Origin of the sequence: Loktanella salsilacus (assembly GCF_024206795.1) — a bacterium.
In the GTDB taxonomy this organism is placed as follows: Bacteria; Pseudomonadota; Alphaproteobacteria; order Rhodobacterales; family Rhodobacteraceae; genus Loktanella; species Loktanella salsilacus.
Genome location: NZ_CP072994.1, coordinates 217,318 through 235,841 on the forward strand (window position 1 = coordinate 217,318; position 18,524 = coordinate 235,841).

General features: G+C 58.2%; 15 protein-coding genes and 1 pseudogene. 12 read left to right on the forward strand and 4 right to left on the reverse strand.

What is annotated here, in order from left to right; genetic code table 11:
• The first annotated feature begins 376 nt into the window (after nt 1-376).
• From KBW81_RS01155 to KBW81_RS01165, 3 genes are all read left to right on the forward strand, one after another.
• Nucleotides 377-1,426 (forward strand): acyltransferase family protein, encoded by a 1,050-nt coding sequence (locus KBW81_RS01155; protein WP_254248037.1) that lies wholly within the window; start codon nt 377-379, stop codon nt 1,424-1,426.
• Between the two features lie 2,108 nt (nt 1,427-3,534).
• Nucleotides 3,535-4,827 (forward strand): SDR family oxidoreductase, encoded by a 1,293-nt coding sequence (locus KBW81_RS01160; RefSeq protein ID WP_302059278.1) that lies wholly within the window; start codon nt 3,535-3,537, stop codon nt 4,825-4,827.
• Nucleotides 4,824-5,297 carry a DUF2269 family protein gene (locus tag KBW81_RS01165; protein ID WP_254248039.1) on the forward strand — a complete coding sequence of 158 codons (474 nt, stop codon included), beginning with the start codon at nt 4,824-4,826 and terminating at the stop codon, nt 5,295-5,297. Before KBW81_RS01160 ends, KBW81_RS01165 begins: the two co-directional genes overlap by 4 nt.
• Before the next feature lie 487 nt (nt 5,298-5,784).
• On the opposite strand, the gene KBW81_RS01170 is transcribed toward KBW81_RS01165, so the two are convergent.
• Nucleotides 5,785-6,216, reverse strand: coding sequence for a DM13 domain-containing protein (locus KBW81_RS01170; RefSeq protein ID WP_245754221.1), 432 nt, complete (start codon nt 6,214-6,216; stop codon nt 5,785-5,787).
• A gap of 114 nt (nt 6,217-6,330) precedes the next feature.
• On the opposite strand from KBW81_RS01170, the gene KBW81_RS01175 reads away from it, so the two are divergent.
• The 9 genes and pseudogenes from KBW81_RS01175 to KBW81_RS01215 all read left to right on the forward strand — a co-directional run bounded on the left by KBW81_RS01175 (nt 6,331) and on the right by KBW81_RS01215 (nt 15,415).
• Nucleotides 6,331-6,933 carry a TetR/AcrR family transcriptional regulator gene (locus KBW81_RS01175; protein WP_090189624.1) on the forward strand — a complete coding sequence of 201 codons (603 nt, stop codon included), beginning with the start codon at nt 6,331-6,333 and terminating at the stop codon, nt 6,931-6,933.
• A gap of 123 nt (nt 6,934-7,056) precedes the next feature.
• A pseudogene (locus KBW81_RS01180) lies at nt 7,057-7,389 on the forward strand (IS3 family transposase); the annotation flags it as partial.
• Between the two features lie 386 nt (nt 7,390-7,775).
• On the forward strand, nt 7,776-9,077 hold the full coding sequence (locus tag KBW81_RS01185) for an extracellular solute-binding protein (protein WP_254248040.1): 1,302 nt from the start codon (nt 7,776-7,778) through the stop codon (nt 9,075-9,077).
• A gap of 57 nt (nt 9,078-9,134) precedes the next feature.
• The gene (locus tag KBW81_RS01190) at nt 9,135-10,016 is read left to right on the forward strand and encodes an ABC transporter permease subunit (protein WP_254248041.1); all 882 of its coding nucleotides are present in this window, start codon (nt 9,135-9,137) and stop codon (nt 10,014-10,016) included.
• Between the two features lie 12 nt (nt 10,017-10,028).
• Nucleotides 10,029-10,892, forward strand: coding sequence for an ABC transporter permease subunit (locus KBW81_RS01195; RefSeq protein ID WP_090189612.1), 864 nt, complete (start codon nt 10,029-10,031; stop codon nt 10,890-10,892).
• 11 nt (nt 10,893-10,903) lie between these two features.
• Nucleotides 10,904-11,947, forward strand: a complete 1,044-nt coding sequence (locus KBW81_RS01200; RefSeq protein WP_254248042.1) for an ABC transporter ATP-binding protein — start codon at nt 10,904-10,906, stop codon at nt 11,945-11,947.
• Entirely contained in the window at nt 11,944-12,948 is a 1,005-nt protein-coding gene (locus KBW81_RS01205) for an endonuclease/exonuclease/phosphatase family protein (RefSeq protein ID WP_254248043.1), read from the forward strand. Before KBW81_RS01200 ends, KBW81_RS01205 begins: the two co-directional genes overlap by 4 nt.
• A 139-nt stretch (nt 12,949-13,087) precedes the next feature.
• The gene (locus KBW81_RS01210) at nt 13,088-13,498 is read left to right on the forward strand and encodes a SpoIIAA family protein (RefSeq protein WP_090189607.1); all 411 of its coding nucleotides are present in this window, start codon (nt 13,088-13,090) and stop codon (nt 13,496-13,498) included.
• Between the two features lie 60 nt (nt 13,499-13,558).
• Nucleotides 13,559-15,415: a heavy metal translocating P-type ATPase gene (locus KBW81_RS01215; RefSeq protein ID WP_254248044.1), complete on the forward strand. Its 1,857-nt coding sequence runs from the start codon at nt 13,559-13,561 to the stop codon at nt 15,413-15,415.
• Nucleotides 15,416-15,434: 19 nt separating this feature from the next.
• Here the strand turns inward: KBW81_RS01215 and KBW81_RS01220 are convergent, their stop codons facing one another.
• Genes KBW81_RS01220 through KBW81_RS01230 form a run of 3 tightly spaced genes read right to left on the reverse strand, consistent with a single transcriptional unit; the run spans nt 15,435 to nt 18,447 of the window.
• Complete coding sequence (locus KBW81_RS01220) at nt 15,435-16,112, reverse strand: ABC transporter ATP-binding protein (RefSeq protein ID WP_254248045.1); 678 nt, start codon at nt 16,110-16,112, stop codon at nt 15,435-15,437.
• The gene (locus KBW81_RS01225; protein ID WP_254248046.1) at nt 16,109-17,314 is read right to left on the reverse strand and encodes an ABC transporter permease; all 1,206 of its coding nucleotides are present in this window, start codon (nt 17,312-17,314) and stop codon (nt 16,109-16,111) included. The genes KBW81_RS01220 and KBW81_RS01225 overlap by 4 nt, the downstream gene beginning before the upstream one ends.
• Nucleotides 17,314-18,447, reverse strand: coding sequence for an efflux RND transporter periplasmic adaptor subunit (locus KBW81_RS01230; protein WP_254248047.1), 1,134 nt, complete (start codon nt 18,445-18,447; stop codon nt 17,314-17,316). The genes KBW81_RS01225 and KBW81_RS01230 overlap by 1 nt, the downstream gene beginning before the upstream one ends.
• Nucleotides 18,448-18,524 lie beyond the last annotated feature (77 nt).

Genomic DNA, 18,524 nt, shown 5'->3' on the forward strand with positions numbered 1-18,524 from the left:
GAAGCGCTTTGCGCGGCGAGTCTGGGCTGGTAGCCAAGGTTTCGATTGGTGTGAACGTGGGCAATGTCAGCGTTGCTTGTCATTTCGGCGAATGTCAATTTTTGGTATTTTTATGTATCATGTCGAAATTAGTGACGTGGCGCGACTTCTATTTTTCCATAGTAGGCTTCAACTGGTTCAGTTTTGAGCAATCATCCTGCACGTTTTGCAGATAAGGCATTACTTTTTGTCTGCAAAATAAGCTGTTGTTATGTCTATGGATTTTCGCGCTGCGTGGCCCCTTTCTGACTTCACAAGCAGTGCCGTAAGTTGGTAGGTTAATCGAGCAACGCATAGCAACTCAGTTGTTCTTAAGCGAAATAGGGTAATTTGGATAATGATCGCCAAAAGCGAAATGCAAGATAGCGGCCATTTTAGCGATCTTGATGGTGTAAGGGGATTGCTGGCGTTTACAGTGATGCTCTTCCATTATGGATTGAACACTATCTTGGCACGCACCATCGGCATTGGCCCTCCCGTTTGGGACTCGTGCGTTGACTTTTTTTTCGTGCTGAGTGGTTTTGTTATTTGCAAGTCGATCTCTGGTCGCGCGGTTAGTGTCCGTCACTTTTCGGCGAAAAGGATTTTGCGACTATTTCCCCTTCATATAGCCGTTTTGATCCTTTTTTCACCTGTACTTTTCGACGGAGAAGAAGGCGCGATCGACCTTATATTAAACATTTCAGCAATCGCTCCGCTGGTGCTTCAAAAGATGGAGAACTTCCCGGCATGGAGTATGGGCTTTGAGTTCTACCTTCCGATTATCTTTGTCGCTCTTTTTTCGAGACGAGGCCTAAGCACGCCAGTTGTAGCGGGGGTCACTGCAATCCTGTTCGTTATTGCGACCGCCGCTTCTTACGAAATGTTGGCTCGGAACACGTTATTCTTTGGCCCATTTCTAGATTTTGCAAGGGCGATTGCGGGGCTTGGTCTTGGGTTCATGGCCTGGAAAATTTACGAGAGGGGCGTGTTTGTTGGTTTTCCGCGCTGGAACGGCCCCATATTTATATTGATAATTCTAAGTTTTTTCGGGCTGGTCATGGGAAGCGTTAGGTTTCCCTTATTGGGCTTTTTTCTGCCGCTTCTGCTTTTAGCGGCGATGTTTTTTGGTTCCCGCTCGCATACGTTTTTTTCATCGTGGTTGTTTCAATGGGCAGGACGCTTGTCGTTCGGTGTTTACATGGTCCATATTCCGGTTTTGTTAGTTTTTACACGGGTGGTGGGCCCCGTTACACTTGACGGTAGCATTATTTTCAAAGGCGCAATGATCGTCGTGAGCGTAGTGGTCGCGTTAGCCCTTCACATATTGATCGAACGCCCCGCGATGCGGATTGGGCGCGACGGGTTCTTGGGGATTATTGCTCAACGAAAGTACTTTCAAGACTAGGCTAGTATTCGATCGTTTGGCGGATCAAGTCCCGAAATGGTTCGAAAGGCAGCGCGATTTGAGATTTAATATCCTATTTATTGGCCGGCCGAATGTCTAGACCGGCTGCAGTCTGCGCGAAATCATTCCATAATGTACGGGTAAATACGACGTCCAGCGATCCGTCGATCAGTGCCTTCCGACCCGGCCTGATACTGGGAGGAATGTGTGCCGCGTTGGTCGCATCGTATGGGCATTGGCCCAGTGTCGATAGTCGCGTTTAGGCGTCATCTAGGCATCCGCGCTAAAATGGCGTCATGGCCAGCTAGGGTGCGATAATTTACATGCTTATGATCGATTGTTCATCAGCGATTAATCGTTTGGAAGTAATCGATATGAAGCACTTCTACGGCCTGTCGGGTGCGAATATGTATTTTGTTCAAGCACGGCATGCCCACTCATACAACGAAGATATTCTTTCGTATTTCTATCCTGATCACTCACGCAATTCCACCAGCGCTCGCTCTGATCTGGTAGTCTGGCAGTGCCGTGGGTGTGGTCCAGTCATTTTATTATCTCGTGACATTTCTCACGCCGTCGTAAGTGATTTTGTGGCATTTTGAGAATCATTATTATCAGCACTGATCGCAACATATTACGTCGCCGCCACTCATCTGGGTGCGAAATATCTTGGGGGTCGGCCGACGCGGCTTCATTTGTCTGAAGTGGTTATGGAGCAGGCTAAATAATTGGAATAGAACTGGGCTCAGATGTTTCGCCGCAAGCTGGGTCGTGATGTGCAGTTAAGTGACGCTGTCCGGTCATTGGCGGGGTACGGAAAAACAGTGGGTGAGTATCGCTGAGAAATACAGCGACGCTTTGTTAATATCGACGGATATGTTCACGAAATTGCGGTGCACGAACGTGAACTAAAGGATATCGAGCGAAAGTTAGATGATATTCAGTCCCTCATCCCTTGAAGGATATCTGAATGAGGGTGGCGTGCTGAACCTGTAACGGAAGGAGGTCTTGGAGTGCCGCCAATCGGGGCGGGCGGCTCGACTGCAAGTGGATGCTCAGTCGCTGGATCATTGGCGCGGTGCCGTTGGGCACCCGTGGCACGGCAGCGCTGTCTGATCATCTGTGCGGGCGGTGTCGGATGGTGCCGCCCGAGCAAAGGGGTTTGCAGTCAATCGGTAGGTCATTGTTTTCTATAGGTGCAGAGGTTTGCAGTCCGCAACGATTTTTCGTTTATAATCAACGGATATGATGTTCCTCCCCAGTCCACCAAAAAATGCGTGTGAAGCGACACATAGTTTTGCCCTTAGCGGCAAACATGTGTCGCTTCACAAAACCTCCCAAAATCGTGTAACTTGTTGGTTCGGTTCCTGGCTCTTGCTGTGAATCGACACATAGATCTGCCCTTTGCGGCATAGGTTTTTCTATCGTGGCGCTTAGGCTTCCTAAGCCCTGCCATCTGTTGCTTAACTGCACCCCTCTTACTTTCAGTCGGCGCAGGTTTTTGGGACAGCCGCTTTAGCGGCTTGCTTTGAAACCTTGCCACGTGGCGAACGCGGATGGGGGCGAAGCGATGCTATTCGATTGGGGGGAACGGCCTGCAGCGCAGTGCGGACACCGCCAAACCTAATGAGGTTGCTCGAAAGGGAAGGCTGCGCCTTCATTCTGACTCGGAGTAGTGAAGTTATTCAGCCCGCGTGGCAGCCGTTGTCGCAATAGCTGGGCTGGACTTATTCTAATGCCCTGCATGAGGCGAATAGCGATTTTCGATCCCGCTTAATGTCAGGGATGGGCGGAAAACGGACCTTCGCTGCAGCCTCGACGAATGGCGGATAGGCAAAGGAAGCGAGCGTCGGCGAAAGAACCGTGGACAGCACATAAAGTGTCAACTGCATCATGACGTCTGCAGTTTTGCCTTACCAGCCGCCAGAGGACGAGGCAGTGCTAGCACTTGTCGGGATCGGTTATGGTCCTGTCCCGCTTCAGGACGCCGCTCAAAAACATATGCCTCTTTCGGAGGAGTATGGCATCTGTTGGCCGTGATCTCTACTGTTGGAAACGGGTTAGGTCGGGGCGTAAGTTCTTTCTTAGCAATCCCGGGAAATGGTCCAATGCCAACTGTTCTTGTTCTTGGAGGCTATGGCCTCATCGGCTCAGCATGTTGCCGTGCTCTCTCAATGGCCGAATTCCAAGTCGTGGGCCTCGGCCGATCACGCCACGCCGCCATGGCGGCCGCACCGAACCAGAAATGGATTTTTCGGGATCTATCTGTGCTCGATGCAGCCGCATGGACAGGGATACTGAAAGATGTGGACATCGTCGTGAACGCCGCCGGTGCGCTTCAAGATGGCCCCAGCGACGATCTCGAGGCCATTCACGCGACGATGCTCAATCAGCTTTGTGCGGCTGCTCCTCCTACACTGCGCCTCGTCCAGATTTCGGCGGCAGGTGTCTCTTTGGAGGCCTCAACGGAGTTTTTTCGCAGTAAGGCCCGCGGAGACGCATATGTCGCGGGCGCGTCGTGCGACTGGGTAATCCTACGACCGGGCCTTGTGCTCGCACCCGATGCCTATGGCGGCACGGCACTTCTGCGCGGCGCGGCGGCGATGCCTGGACTTCTGCTGGAGGTTCTATCAAAAAGTCTGATCCAGACTGTCTATATCGAGGATTTGGCCGCTGCCGTCGTAGCGGCCGCGCGCGGAGATATCGCCTCCGGCACGATTGCCGATATTACAGAGAAGGAGGCTCGACCTCTTCCCGAACTCATCCGCAAAATCCGCAGTTGGCAAGGCTATCCCCAGCCGCGCCTGCGTCTTCGCTTGCCGAACAAACTTCTCGACCTCATCGGATTCGGCGCGGACATTGCGGGCCGCTTGGGGTGGCGCTCTCCGCTGCGGTCGACGGCGATTAACGTCCTGCGCGACGGTATTCGTGGCGACCCCGGACAGTGGGTTGCGGCTGGTGGGACATTGCCTCGAGATCTCGATGCGACGCTAGGTGCATTACCGGCGACGCGGCAAGAGCGCCTCTACGCTCGGCTTTATTTCGCTCTTCCGTTGGCGATTTTGGTGCTCTCGATCTTCTGGCTCGCCTCTGGTCTCGTGGCTCTCGTCCGGCCCGCGGCCGCCGCATCGGCGCTCGCGGGCGGCGCCCTTCCGACTTGGGCCGTCGGCGCAACGGTCATTGGTGGAAGCCTGATCGATATCGCGCTCGGCGTTGCTATCCTTTGGCGACCCTGGTGCCGGCGGGCCGCGCTCGGCATGGTGGCCGTCTCCGGTGCCTATCTCGCTGGCGGTACGCTCTTCGCGCCCGATCTCTGGATCGATCCGCTCGGCCCCTTGGTGAAGGTCCTGCCCTCGATCGCGCTCGCGCTCATCGTCTGGCTGGGGGTTGAGGATCGATGACCTACGATATTATTCTCTTCCTGCATGTCATCGGTTCCACGGTCCTGCTCGGCACGGGGGCTGGCATCGCCTTCTTCATGGTCGCCTCGAACCGAACCAGAAATCCTGCTCTGATCGCACATGTTTCCGGAATTGTTGTTCTTGCCGATACAGTGTTCACGGCAACTGCGGCCGTGTTTCAGCCCATTACCGGATTGATGCTCGCCCGCGAGGTCGGCTGGCCCCTCCTTGAGGGCTGGGTCGCCCTCTCGCTTGCTCTCTACGTCTTCGTCGGCCTGTTCTGGCTTCCGGTGGTTTGGATGCAGATACGTATGCGAGACCTGGCGCGGGCCGCGCAGGATGCAGGTCAGGATCTACCTGATGCCTATCATCGCCTTTATCGCTGGTGGTTCGCTTTCGGGTTTCCGGCCTTTGCCGCAGTCCTGATGATCTTCTGGTTAATGCTTACAAAACCTTCCATCGGCTGGTGATCATCATATCTGGGCGGTCGAAGCTAAATCTTTGTGGTAAAACGCCACTGATATGCTTTGTGAGATACACCATACATCGCACTATTTTCGCGGCTTTTTCTGGTGGATAAGCGGGTTTGACTTTTACGTCACGTCCCTGACAAGGGCCTTAGATCGTTGTCTGCCGGCCCCAGTGATCGTCACCCGCGAGGGCGCATCAGCACGGACATGAGAGGCTGGAACGTAACGGGCCGCAAGCCGGTATGTCCGCTGTATCCTAGAGCGCAGCGACAAGACCAAATGCCACGGCGGGGCAAGCGGTCATTCTTCGAAAATGCAGCGAAGGTCGGCTATCAGGTGAGGGGCAAAAACCTTCAACAACTGGCTGGGTTTTGAGCGAGGGTTTTGGCAGCCCGCAAATATTCAATAAAATTAGAAATGGCCCACACCGGAGAGGACGGTGCAGGCCATATCGTTAAGGTATGCGGCGGGAGCCGCATGTGCGATGCTATTTCAGAGATGCAACTCCGAGCGAAACACTGAACTCGTCGCACCAGATATAGACTTCGTTGAAGTCATCAACATTTACAGAAGCTGGCACCACGTAGGCTTGGAGGCCACCAAAATTCACCAGATCGCCAAGATCGGATGCTTTGACGTATTCGCCATCTTTGCCAAAGCCAACGCTTGGGTCTGGCGCGCCGTCGAGGCTGAAGTCTGTGTCGAGGATAACAATAGCGCCACCGCCTTCAGTTTTTACGACAGTGACACCACCTGTCGTGATGTGATTATTGGCACCCGTGAAGGTTCCTGTGACAGCCACTTCTTCAGCTGACGACAAGGTTGGAGTCAGTGCTGCTACGGCGAGGAAGGTTGCGGCTGCGGCGGTTGTGAAGAGCGATTTCATCGTAAATTCCTTAGATTGGTTTGGCAGTTTCATGTCTGCTGTGCCTCTAAGCTAGAGTTATGTACTGATCGGTACAATACACAGTTTCGTTAGTTGTGTACTTATCAGTACATAACTATAGCTTACGGAAGATAAGGAGTTTTCTTTATGGCCCGCCCTAGGAAATTTGATATCGAGGACGCCCTCAAAGACGCGATGAATATCTTTTGGCAGCATGGCTATGATGCTGCATCTCTCGCGGTTCTTCTTGAGGGAATGGGGATGACCCGCAGTAGTCTTTATCAAGCGTTTGTAGACAAGAAGACCTTGTTCCTGAAAGCTCTCGACAGGTATGAAGTCGAGGCAGTCGATGCGGCTATTGCGGTATTGACGACTGGGTCTGAAGATGGCGCAGAGCGCATTGATAGGCTCTTTTGCAGCGTAATCGAAGCTGTGAAGAACGGTGATCAGCGAGGGTGTTTATTGTGTTCCGCAGCTGCTGGTCCTGCGGCAGTAGACCCAGATATTTCGGAAGTCGTGCAACGACAACTCAACAAGATGAGCCAAGCATTTTATGTGGCACTGACACAATCGGCCGCCCACGCGCATACGAGCGAGCAGGAGCGGGGGGATATGGCAGAAATGCTCCTCTCTCAATATGTTGGGCTTCGCACAATGATCAGATCGAAAACCCGAGACGAGGCAGTCCAAAAGAGCGTGAATGCCATGAGAAAATTTGTTGGCGGCGGGAGGTCGGAAGTGTCTGCATGAGCAGACACTGATCCAACAAACAACAAATCAGGCTGCCGCAAAGCAGTCCGTGAGCAGCCTGCTCAAAATGACTTCATAGCAATATATAGCATTCAAAAACGACCGTCTTTGGAACGGTTCTCTGAGCCAAAACAGAAAGTGATGATCCACTCCGACCAGGGCTCTCTGTTCACCAGTACAGAGTCGCGATCGTTTCTTAGCAAACATGATCTGGATGCCAGTATGAGCAGGCGTGGGAATGGCCATGACGCTGCTGTCGCAGCGAGTTTGTTCCAGCTTTTGAAACGGGAACGGATCAGGCGGCGAACATACCTCACACGGGGTGCCGCAAGGCAGGACGTGTTCGATTACATCGAGATGCTTTACAACCCAACGCGCAAGCACACCAACAACGGCACGCTGTCGCCGGTTGACTATGAAGCAACAGAGTTGAACCTGAAAAATGCAGGCATCTAGGAAACTAGGGGCACCTCGTGTCGCGGTTTGACGGCGTATTCAGGCACTCTTTATCTCTCGCGCCTTTGCATCGCTTTCAGAGCAACCGTTGTCGATTCACGAGAATATCCTCGAAGATCGCAGCATAGGTCCTCTTCAAATACGGGCAACGTTGCCGCCAACCTCTTCACACAAATCGATAAAAAGCTTCACATTCCTGTTACAGCCCAGCGCCATGTCAGGCGCAGTGATTGGCGCGGGGGTGGTCAGGCGATGGCCGCTGCTCTTGCGTCTCTTCATCTTTGGGGGACCACCAAGGTCCAAAATACGGCGCAGCCGGTGCCCGCGGGGGCCGCTGCGTTATTGCACGTGCCCAGCATGGGCATACAAAAGACCGGAGCTAACACATGACCCGAATTTCACTCGCCTCGGCCGCTGCGCTGGCACTTTTTGCCAATGCCGCATCCGCCCAGACCGAAATCAGCTGGTGGCATGCCATGGGCGGCGCGCTGGGCGACACGGTCAACCAGATCGCGACCGACTTTAACGCCAGCCAGTCCGACTATGTCATCACCCCCGTGTTCAAGGGCACCTACGAAGAAGCCTTGACCGCTGGCATCGCCGCCTTCCGCGCGGGCGAGCAGCCGAACATCCTGCAGGTCTTTGACGCTGGCGCTGCTACCGTGATCGCCGCCCAAGGCGCGACCATTCCGGTGCAGGATCTGTTGATCGACAATGGCGTTGATTTTAATATCGAAGACTACATTTCCGGCGTGCGCTACTTCTACGCCGATAGCGAAGACAAGATGATCGGCATGCCGTTCAACTCTTCCTCGCCCATCATGTATTATAACGTGCAGGCGCTGGAAGCTGCTGGCGTTACCCCGCCCAAGAGCTACGAAGAATTCGAAACCGTGACCGCCCCCGCGCTGGTCGAGGCGGGCTATATCCCGCTGGCGCAGTCCCACTCCCCGTGGATCTGGGTCGAAAACTTTATGTCCCGTCATGATCTGCCGTTTGCCACGAACGACAACGGCTACACCGGTCTGGACACCCAGATTTTGGTGAATTCGCCAGAGCTGAAAATGCACTGGAACAAGGTCAAGGAATGGCGCGATGCGGGTTTCTACGAGTGGTATGGTGCCGCTTGGAACGACAACCAAAAGCCGTTTGAAGAAGGTAAAGTCGCGATCTGGATGGGCTCTTCGGGTTCCTTCGGGGGGCTAAGCAAGCTGGACCTGCCGTTCGATTTTTCGGCAACTGTTTTGCCGTACTGGGAATCTGTCACGACAGAGCCAAAGCAGACCTTCATCGGCGGCGCGGCGCTCTTCGCCATGTCCGGCAAGTCTGACGCGGAAAACGCCGCAACCGCTGCGTTCTTTCAGTACCTGACATCGCCTGAAACGCAGGTCATGTGGCACAAGGAAACCGGTTACGTCCCGGTCACCACCGCCGCCTACGAGATGGCCAAGGCTGAAGGCTACTATGACGAACTGCCTGCTGCTGAAGTTGGCATCGAGCAGCTGTCGCTGCCCGCAGGCGAGCACACCAAAGGCTATCGCATGGGCTTTTACGTGCAGATCCGCGACGTGATGAACCGCGAATTTGGCCGCATCCTGGCCGGTGATACCAGCGTCGACGACGCTTTCACCGCGATCGAGGCCGAGTCGAACGAGCTGCTGGCGAAGTTCGCCCAGACCCAAGGCTAATCACGAAAAATCGCCGAAGGCCCCCTGCGGCCTTCGGCACCCCTTTGGAAATGTCTCATGAAACGTGCCGGATTTACCTCAGCATGGCTGCCAGCCATGCTTTTGCTGCCTCAATTGGCAGTCATCGCGATCTTCTTTTACTGGCCCGCAGCCCACGCGCTGCGATCTTCGTTTTACCTCCAAGACCCCTTCGGGTTCGGTGAAACCTTTGTCGGGCTTTCAAACTTCACATCCCTGCTGACATCCGCCGCCTATAGCCGCGCCGCGTGGTTCACGGTGTTCTTTACGCTGATCGTCACCTTCGGATCGCTTAGCATCGCGCTGCTGCTTGCGGTTAAGGCCGACAAGGTCATTCGGGGGGCTAAGACCTATCGCACGCTGCTGATGTGGGTCTATGCCGTCGCCCCGCCCGTGGCCGGCGTGATCGGTCTGATCCTGTTTAATCAAAGCTGGGGGCCGCTCAAGGAATTCTTTGCGCTGTTCGGCTGGGACTTCAAATTGGGCGTGAACTACTTCGATACCGCCTTTGCAATGATCGCCGTGTCGATCTGGAAACAGGTGCCGGTCAATTTCATCTTCTTCCTGTCTGGCCTGCAATCGATCCCGAAATCAGTGCGCGAGGCGGCGTTGATCGACAACCGTTCTGCCACAGGTCGGTTCTGGGACATTACCTTTCCGCTGTTGGCCCCAACTGGGTTTTTCCTGCTGATCACCAATATCACCTACGCGATGTTCGACACCTTCGGCGTGATCGACACGGTGCTAAAGGGGCAGCCGGGCAACAACCCGATGACGCTGGTCTACAAGGTCTATGTCGACGGCTTTCGCGGCAACGATCTTGGCGGATCGTCTGCGCAATCTGTGGTGCTGATGGTGCTGGTTCTGGCGCTGACCGTGTTCCAGTTCCGCATGATCGAACGCCGCATCCATTACACCTGAAGGACAGTGCAGATGACAACTCACAAACGCCGCCTGCGGCTGTCCACGGTGGTGGACCACGCCATTCTGATCGCCGGATCACTGCTGATGATCGTGCCAGTGCTGATGCTGGTGCAGATGACCTCTATGCCCGATCTGATTAATATGAAGACCGGGCCAAGCCTGTCGATTGGCGACCAATGGGTGCCCAACTTTGAAAAGGCGATGTTTCAGGCCGACGGCTTTTCCGGCATCAACACCGGTACGCGGATGCTGATGAACTCGTTCATCCTTGGCATCGGCTTTGCCTTCGGCAAGATTTTTGTCGGCATGCTTGCTGCCTATGCGATCGTTTACTTCCGCATGCGCTATGCCTCGCTCGCGTTCTGGATCATCTTTACCACGCTGCTTCTGCCGCTCGAAGTGCGCATTCTGCCGTCCTACGAAGTTGTGCAGCGACTGGGGATGCTGAACACCTATCAGGGCCTGATCATCCCGCTGATCGCTTCGGCCACCGCGACATTCTTTTTCCGCCAATACTTCCGGTCGATACCAGAGGAGCTGGTCGAGGCCGCGCGCATCGACGGTGCCGGGCCCGTGCGGTTCTTCTTTGACATCCTGATCCCGCTGTCGCGCACCATGATCGCGGCGATGTTCATCATCATGTTTGTCTACGGCTGGAACCAATACCTTTGGCCCACCATGGTCACGACAGAAGAGGGGATGTTCACCCTTGTCCGCGGGATCAAGCAAATCACCCAGATGCTGGAAGGCAACCAGATCCCCGAATACGGCCGCGCCAATATGCTCGCCCTGATCGCGATCCTGCCCCCCGTTATGATCGTCATTTTCTTCCAAAGTTGGTTCGTCAAAGGCCTGACTGAATCCGACAAGTAAGGACCACACCCATGTCTCACGTCACACTGACCGCCTTGCGCAAGGTTTATGCTAACGGTTTTGAGGCCGTCAAACCGGCCAGCTATGCCATAACCCCCGGCGAATTCGTCGTGCTGGTCGGCCCGTCGGGCTGCGGTAAATCCACGATGCTGCGCATGATTGCGGGGCTCGAGGATATCTCTGACGGCACGCTGGAAATTGCGGGGCGCGTGGTCAATACGCTCGACCCCGCTGACCGCGATATCGCGATGGTGTTCCAGAACTATGCGCTTTACCCGCATATGACCGTGCGCAAGAACATCGGCTATGGTTTGCAGAACCGCAAAATCCCCAAGGATGTCATCGCCGCAAAGGTGGCAGAAGCATCAGCCCTGCTGAACCTTGACGACTATCTTGACCGCAAGCCCAGCCAGCTGTCCGGTGGCCAGCGCCAACGCGTCGCCATGGGCCGCGCCATTGTGCGTGACCCCGCGCTGTTCCTGTTTGACGAGCCGCTGTCGAACCTTGATGCCAAGCTGCGCAACCAGATGCGTATTGAAATCAAGGCCCTGCAACGCCGCCTTGGCGTCACCAGCATTTATGTCACCCACGATCAGGTCGAGGCGATGACCATGGCCGACCGCATCATCGTGATGAATGCAGGCCGGATCGAACAAATCGGCACCCCCGCGGAAATCTATCACACCCCCGCAACGACCTTTGTCGCGTCGTTTATGGGGGCGCCGCCAATGAACTTGTTGGACGGCCAGATCGCTGGCGGTGCCGCACGTGTTGGCGATCATACGGTCATGACAGACGCGCCCGTAGCCCCGGGGCCGGTCACCGTTGGCATCCGGCCAGAGGATATTGTCGCCGACGCCAATGGCCCGCTGACCCTCGATATCGCCATCGTCGAAGAACTCGGTGCACACCGCCTGTTGCACGGCACATTGGCGGGCCAACAGCTGAGCGTTCATGTCGGAAAAGACAGCCCCGCCACGACCGGGCCTTTTCGCGCCGCGCTAAAGCCGGGCGCTGTGTCGCTCTTTGACGCCGGAACGGGGGAACGGCTGTGATCGCGACCTTGCCCGCGCTGCCGCTGGTCACAGCACAAGAGCGCACCGCCATTCTGTCCAGCCCGCGCACCGCCGTAGGCCACCGCGCCTTGATGCAGGCGATCCCGGCGATGAATGCGGTGCAATGCGGCGGCACGGCAAGCGCCGCGTCCCTGCCAGACACGCTGTCCGTCGCCGCGTGGAACGTCGAACGCTGCCTGTTCCCGCAGGCCAGCGCCGACCTGCTGCGCCCCTACGCCCCTGACATCGTGCTGTTGTCAGAGGTCGATCACGGCATGGCCCGCACCAGCCAACGCCACACCACGGCGGACATGGCCGGCGCGCTGGGCATGACCTATGCCTTCGGGGTGGAGTTTCATGAACTCGACCTTGGTGGCCCCACAGAGCGTCATTTTTGCACCGATGATTTCAACGCGTGCGGGTGGCACGGCAATGCGATCCTAAGCCGGGTGCCGTTCGAGCGGGTCACGCTGGTCCGGCTGGACGACCATGGTCATTGGTTCGCCTCGGATGAGCGTGACGCCGACCCGAACCAGCCCCGCGTTGGCGGGCGAATGGCTTTGCTCGCTATTGTACCGACCGCTACGGGCGCGGTCTGCGCCGTGTCGACCCACCTTGAAAGCAACGCGAATGGTGCCCACCGCGCGCAGCAATTTGACCTGCTGATAGACGCCATCGACGCCTTTGCCCCCGGTCTGCCCGTAGTGATCGGCGGGGACTTAAATACCGGCAACCACATGCCGCCGGATTTTGACTGGCGTGCAGAGCCGCTGTTCGAACGTGCAATTGCGCGCGGTTACGACTGGTCCGCGACACCCGATGGCCTGACCACCCGCGCCAGCCTGATTACCCCGCACCCGGACCGCCAGATGAAGCTTGATTGGTTTGCCCTACGCGGCGCTGTGCCATTGGAAACAGCGCTTATCCCCGCGCAAGATCAAACCGGACGCCCCCTGTCGGACCATGATGCTGTGTGGTGCAGGCTGAAAACAGAGGGTTAAGCTTTAGCGACTGGCGGATCTGCCGCCTCTGCTCGCACATCGGCGGCGGTTCTGAAAACCTGCATTATATTGACCTGAATCAACTCCAACGCCGCTGAATTGGCGCATTATGACGGTATTGAAACAGGGAGTGCCGCCGATGATGACTGTTACAAAACCAAGTCCGAACAGGGTCGACATCGTCTTGTCTGGCCTTCTTGATACGGCCGAAATGGGCGAAGCCCTTGATGATCTGATTGCGCAGTCAGCGGACGTCACCCACGGCCAGATGCTTTATACTGTGCAGGATTTTGAAATGCCGACGCTGGGCGCGATCACCGCTGAAATCGCGCGCATGCCCAACCTGCTGTCACTTCTGACCCGCTTTGATAAATGCGCGGTCCTCACCGACAGCCCCTGGCTGCGCACCGCTGCCGAATTTGAGGGCGCGATGATCCCGATGATCAGCATCAAGGGCTTTGCATTGGCAGACACCGCCAGGGCAGAAGCGTGGCTTGCGGATAAACCGGACGACGAGAACGAGGAACCCTTCGACAATTTCCCAGTCTAGGGTACGTCAAAGCCGCATGAAACGTCGTCCTCGCAGTGCCCTAAACAAAAGCGGTATCTTATGAAATCTGCCCCGCAAGACCGCCTTGTCACCGCATTGCTGATTATCGCTGCGCTTGGCCTGATCACGGGCAGCGTGTTGTGGCTGTCGGGCAGGGTGGATACGGCGAACATCGTCTGGGCGCTGGGCGTTTGCCCCGTGCTTGCAGTGCTCGTGATCGACATCCTGCGCAGCCTTTTAAAGGGCGAAGTCGGGCTAGATATCGTCGCGGCCCTGTCCATGTCAGCGGCGCTGCTCTTTGGCGAAACCCTTGCCGCCGCCGTCGTCGCGCTGATGTACGCTGGCGGCACGGTTCTAGAGCATTTCGCCCAAGGCCGCGCCCGGCGCGAGATGTCTGCCCTGCTATCGCGCGTGCCGCGCACGGCTGCCCGGTATCGCGATGGCAGCTTGGAAGACGTGCCGCTGGACGTCATCGCGCCGGGGGACATGTTGCTGATCCGTCAGGGTGATGTGGCCCCCGTCGACGGCACCATAACCAGTGACAGCGCGATGCTGGACCTATCCGCCCTGACCGGAGAGTCGATGCCCGTGCGCGTGACGTCCGGGCAAGAGGTGATGAGCGGCGCGACCAATGCGGGCGATGCCTTTGACCTGCAGGTCACGCGGGCCGCTGCGCAAAGTACCTTTGCGGGGATCGTGCGACTTGTCGAGGCGGCGCAGGCGTCTAAGGCACCCATGTCCCGGCTGGCCGACCGCTGGTCGCTGATGTTCCTTGTCGTCACGGTCACGCTTGCGATGGCTGCATGGTGGTTCACAGGCGATCCGATCCGCGCTGTCGCTGTTTTGGTGATCGCGACGCCGTGCCCGCTTATTCTGGCTGTGCCAGTCGCGCTGGTGGCTGGCCTGTCACGAGCTGCGCATTTTGGCGTTTTGATCAAAGGTGCCGGCCCGCTAGAGGCATTGGCCCGCATCACGACGTTGATCCTTGATAAGACCGGCACGCTGACAGACGGGCGGCCTCAGATCGTGTCGGTCACCGCGCAGGGCGCACTGACGCAGGACGAGGTTCTGTATTTTGCAGCCGCTCTTGATCAGGCGTCGCAACACCCGATCGCGCAGGCGATTGTCGCCGCAGCCAAGGCGGGCGGCGCGAATTTACCGGTGCCGCAGTCCATTGTGGAAACCCCCGGCGAAGGCGTCGCTGGCACGGTCGATGGTCGCCGCGTCGTTGTGGGCGGGGCGGATTTTGTCGCCGCAAAGGTCGGCTCTGCTGGCACCGACGCGGCAATGGCTGGTTCGGTTATCGTGGCGCTGGGCGTGGACGGCAAACCAGGCGGCTATCTGGTGATGGCCGATGCCCTGCGCCCCGGCACGGCGCAGCTGCTGGCCGGGCTGCGCGGCCTTGGCGTTGGTCGCATCCTGCTGGCCACCGGTGACCGCCGCGCCGTGGCCGATGCGGTGACGCAAGGGTTGCAACTGGACGCGGTCCACGCCGATCTGACACCGGATCGCAAGGTCGCGCTGGTCGTGGCCGAACATCAGACGGGGCGCGTGATGATGGTCGGTGACGGTGTGAACGACGCCCCCGCATTGGCGGCTGCGGACATCGGCGTTGCCATGGGCGCGCGCGGCGCCGCAGCGTCGGCCGAAGCGGCTGATGTCGTACTGCTGGTCGACAACCTTGACCGCCTGCTGCCGGGGATTGAGATTGCACAAAAGGCCCGCCAGATCGCAGTGCAAAGCGTCGCCGTCGGGATCGGCCTGTCTGTCGCAGGCATGGTCGTTGCGGCCCTTGGGTATTTGACGCCGGTGCAGGGGGCTGTCGCGCAAGAGCTTATTGATGTCGCGGTCATCCTTAACGCGCTGCGGGCACTGCGCATTTCGCCCAGTGTTTGGACAGCGCCAGCCACGACGTAACCCTGCAAGGCGTTCGGTTTTAGCCAGTCACCACCCCGTCTTTTACCAAAACCCGGCGGCGGCACAGCCCGGCGATGGTGTCGTCATGGGTCGAGATCAGGAAGGTCGTACCTTCCTCTGCATTGATCTGCGCGATCAGCGCCATGACTTGCATCGCCGATGCGCGGTCAAGATTGCCCGTTGGCTCGTCCGCTAAGACCAGCTCTGGCGCGTTCATCAACGCGCGCGCGACGGCGACCCGCTGTTTCTGCCCGCCCGACAGATTGGCCGTGGGAAAGTCGATCCGGTCCGCTAGCCCCATACGCGCCAGTAGATCGCGCCCGCGGGTCCGGGCGGCGGCCGTTTCCCGGCCCTCGCGGACGGCGGTGGGAAACAGAACATTTTCCAGCGCGGTAAAGTCTGGCAGCAGGTTGTGGAATTGAAAAACGAACCCGATGTGCTTGTTGCGGAACTGCGTTAACTGCGCGTCACCAGCGGCCAGCAAGTCCTGCCCCAGCATGGTATAGCTGCCCGATGTCGGCTGCATCAACGTGCCAAGGATCGTCAACAGCGTGCTTTTCCCCGATCCCGACGCGCCCAGCAGGGCCGCCATTTCGCCCTTTTCCAGCGCCAGCGTCAGACCGCGCAGGACGTGGGTTGCGGCATCGCCGGACCCGTAGGTCTTGACCAGATCGCGGACCTCTAGCAGGGCGCTCATTGGCCGATGGCCGTTACGGGATCGACGCGCGCGGCGGACCGCGCAGGCAGGATAGACGCGGCGATGGCACCGATGACGGTCAGCAGAATGGCAAGGCCATAGCTGCCCTGCGTGATGTCCATCGGCAAAGTGCCGGATCGAAACGCGTCGCGCGTCGGAAACGGCAAAAGCGCCAGATAACCAAGGCCTGCGCCCGTCAGGCCGCCCATCAAGCCGATCAGCGCCCCTTGGGTGACAAAAACAAAGACGACAAAGCCGCGCGAAGCGCCCATCGCCCGCATGATCCCGATTTCCGGCCTGCGGCGATAGGTCGACAACAGCAGCGCCGAGGCGACGCCGATGACGATGGTGATCAGCGCGAAGGTCTTCAGGAAATATCCCGTCTGTGCCTGCGCGGCCAGCGCCTCCATCAGTTGCGCAGCACCGTCGGTCCAAGGCACGGCGTCCAATCCGGTTAGCGCTTGAATGCGCAGCGCTGTGGCATCCGCTGCGTTCAGGTCGGTCAGTTTAATCTCGATCCGCGTGGCCCCCTGCGGCAGACCAAAAAGCGAGCGGGCGGTGGACAGGCTGACGAAGGCGCGCGCGCCGTCCATGCTTCCGTTGCCCGTCTGATAGATCCCGCCGAGCGTCAGTAAAGCCGTCGCGCCCTGCGCCGTTTGCAGTCGCAGAACCTGACCGACGGACAAATCCAGATCATCCGTCAGGTCGCGTCCCAGCACGATGACGCCAGCGCCCAGCCTTTCGGACCCCGCGACCGTATAGCCGGCAAGGTTCAGGATCGCGGATTCCAGTCCCGGCTCTACCCCCGTCACGCTGACCTGCGACACCTGCGCGCCGCGTGTTAAAAAACCGGCCCCGGTGATTTGCGGGGAAACGGCTATGACGCCCGGCACGGTGGCAATCAAAGGGGCCCAAGTGGCGGCCTGCGATAGCGTTGCAGTGCGGGTGCTGCCGCGTTCTGACGCAAGCAGGACATGCCCCGGCGGCGTCACCAGAAGCGGGGGATCGGTATCCTCTGCCGTGATGGTGATGTGGGGGATGTCGCCCACGGTGCGCGACAGGATGAATTCCGCCAACCCGCCAATTAGCGCGGACATAAAGATAAAAATGAAAACGCCGACAGCGACGCCTAGCACCAAAAGCGCGGTCTGCGCCTTGCTGGCCGTCAGATACCGCGCTGCGATCTTGATGGCATAGCGCATCAGGGGGTCGCCACCGTAACGGATTGTCCGTCAGTGACACCGCTGGCATCCGTGATGACAACGTCACCCACCGCAAGGCCGGATGTGGCGATCAGCCGATCTGCGGGCCAGTCCACGACAGACAGGGCGCGGCGTGCGGCCTTGCCGTCGGTGACAACATAAACATCACCGCCTGCCAACGCCGTGCGCGGAACCGTCAGCGCGGCGTCCCGCTGGTCAACGACGATATTGGCCACCACGGTCAGGCCGATGGGGGCCTTAGTCGGGGCATCAAATGTCATCTTAATCGCAAGCCCGCCGGTGGTGACGTCCACCCGGTCAGAGACAAAGCTGACATGGCCATCGCGCACTTCGCTTTCGCCAGCGAGCTGCAAATGCGCAGTCTGCTGCAAGGCGATCTGCGTGGCATACGCTTCATCCACGTCCGCCGCGACCACGATGTCGCCCAGATCGGCAAGGGTCAGTAGCGGAAGGGTGGGGCCAACGATCTGTCCCGCCTCGACCTGCAGTTGCAGCACGCTACCCGCGATCGGCGCACGGATCGTCAGATTGTTCAATGCCACCTGCGCCTGATCAAGCAGGGCGGTTTGACGCGCAACCTCTTGATCTGCGGACTGCACAGCGCGGGCGTCCGCCTCTAGCACGGCGCGGGCGATGTTGGTGCCAAGCGCCTTGGCGCGAGCATAGGTTTCCGTTGCTTCGGTTTGGGCAACCAAGGCGGCGTCTAGGCCCGCGACCGCTTGGCGCAAAACGGTGTTCTGCGCGGCGGTGTCGACCTGTGCCAGCGGTTGACCTGCTGCTACGATGTCGCCTTCGGCCACCATAAGCTCTGTCAAATTGCCACTGGCGACGGACCGCACGTCGACCGGTCTGACCGCCGCAACCCGGCCGTTGACCGCAAGGATGCGCGTCACGGGGGCAAGCGCTGCGACCTCAACCGCGACCAGTGGCGGGGGGGCAGGCCAAAGCGTAATATACGCAAGGGCCGACAAGCCGACAGCGACCACAAAGCCGCTGATCCATCGCCACCAGCGGCGCGGGGCAGGGGCCGCTTTGATCACGGCAGGGACCTGATGCGGCGGTTGCGGCGGGACCACAGCGGTGGCTGGTGTGACTGTCGGTGCCGGGTTCAAGACAAAACCTTTCGTAGAGCGGGGGCCGTTCAGGTGGCATGACCTGAAGGGGCGCTACCCGATGACACTACGATAGG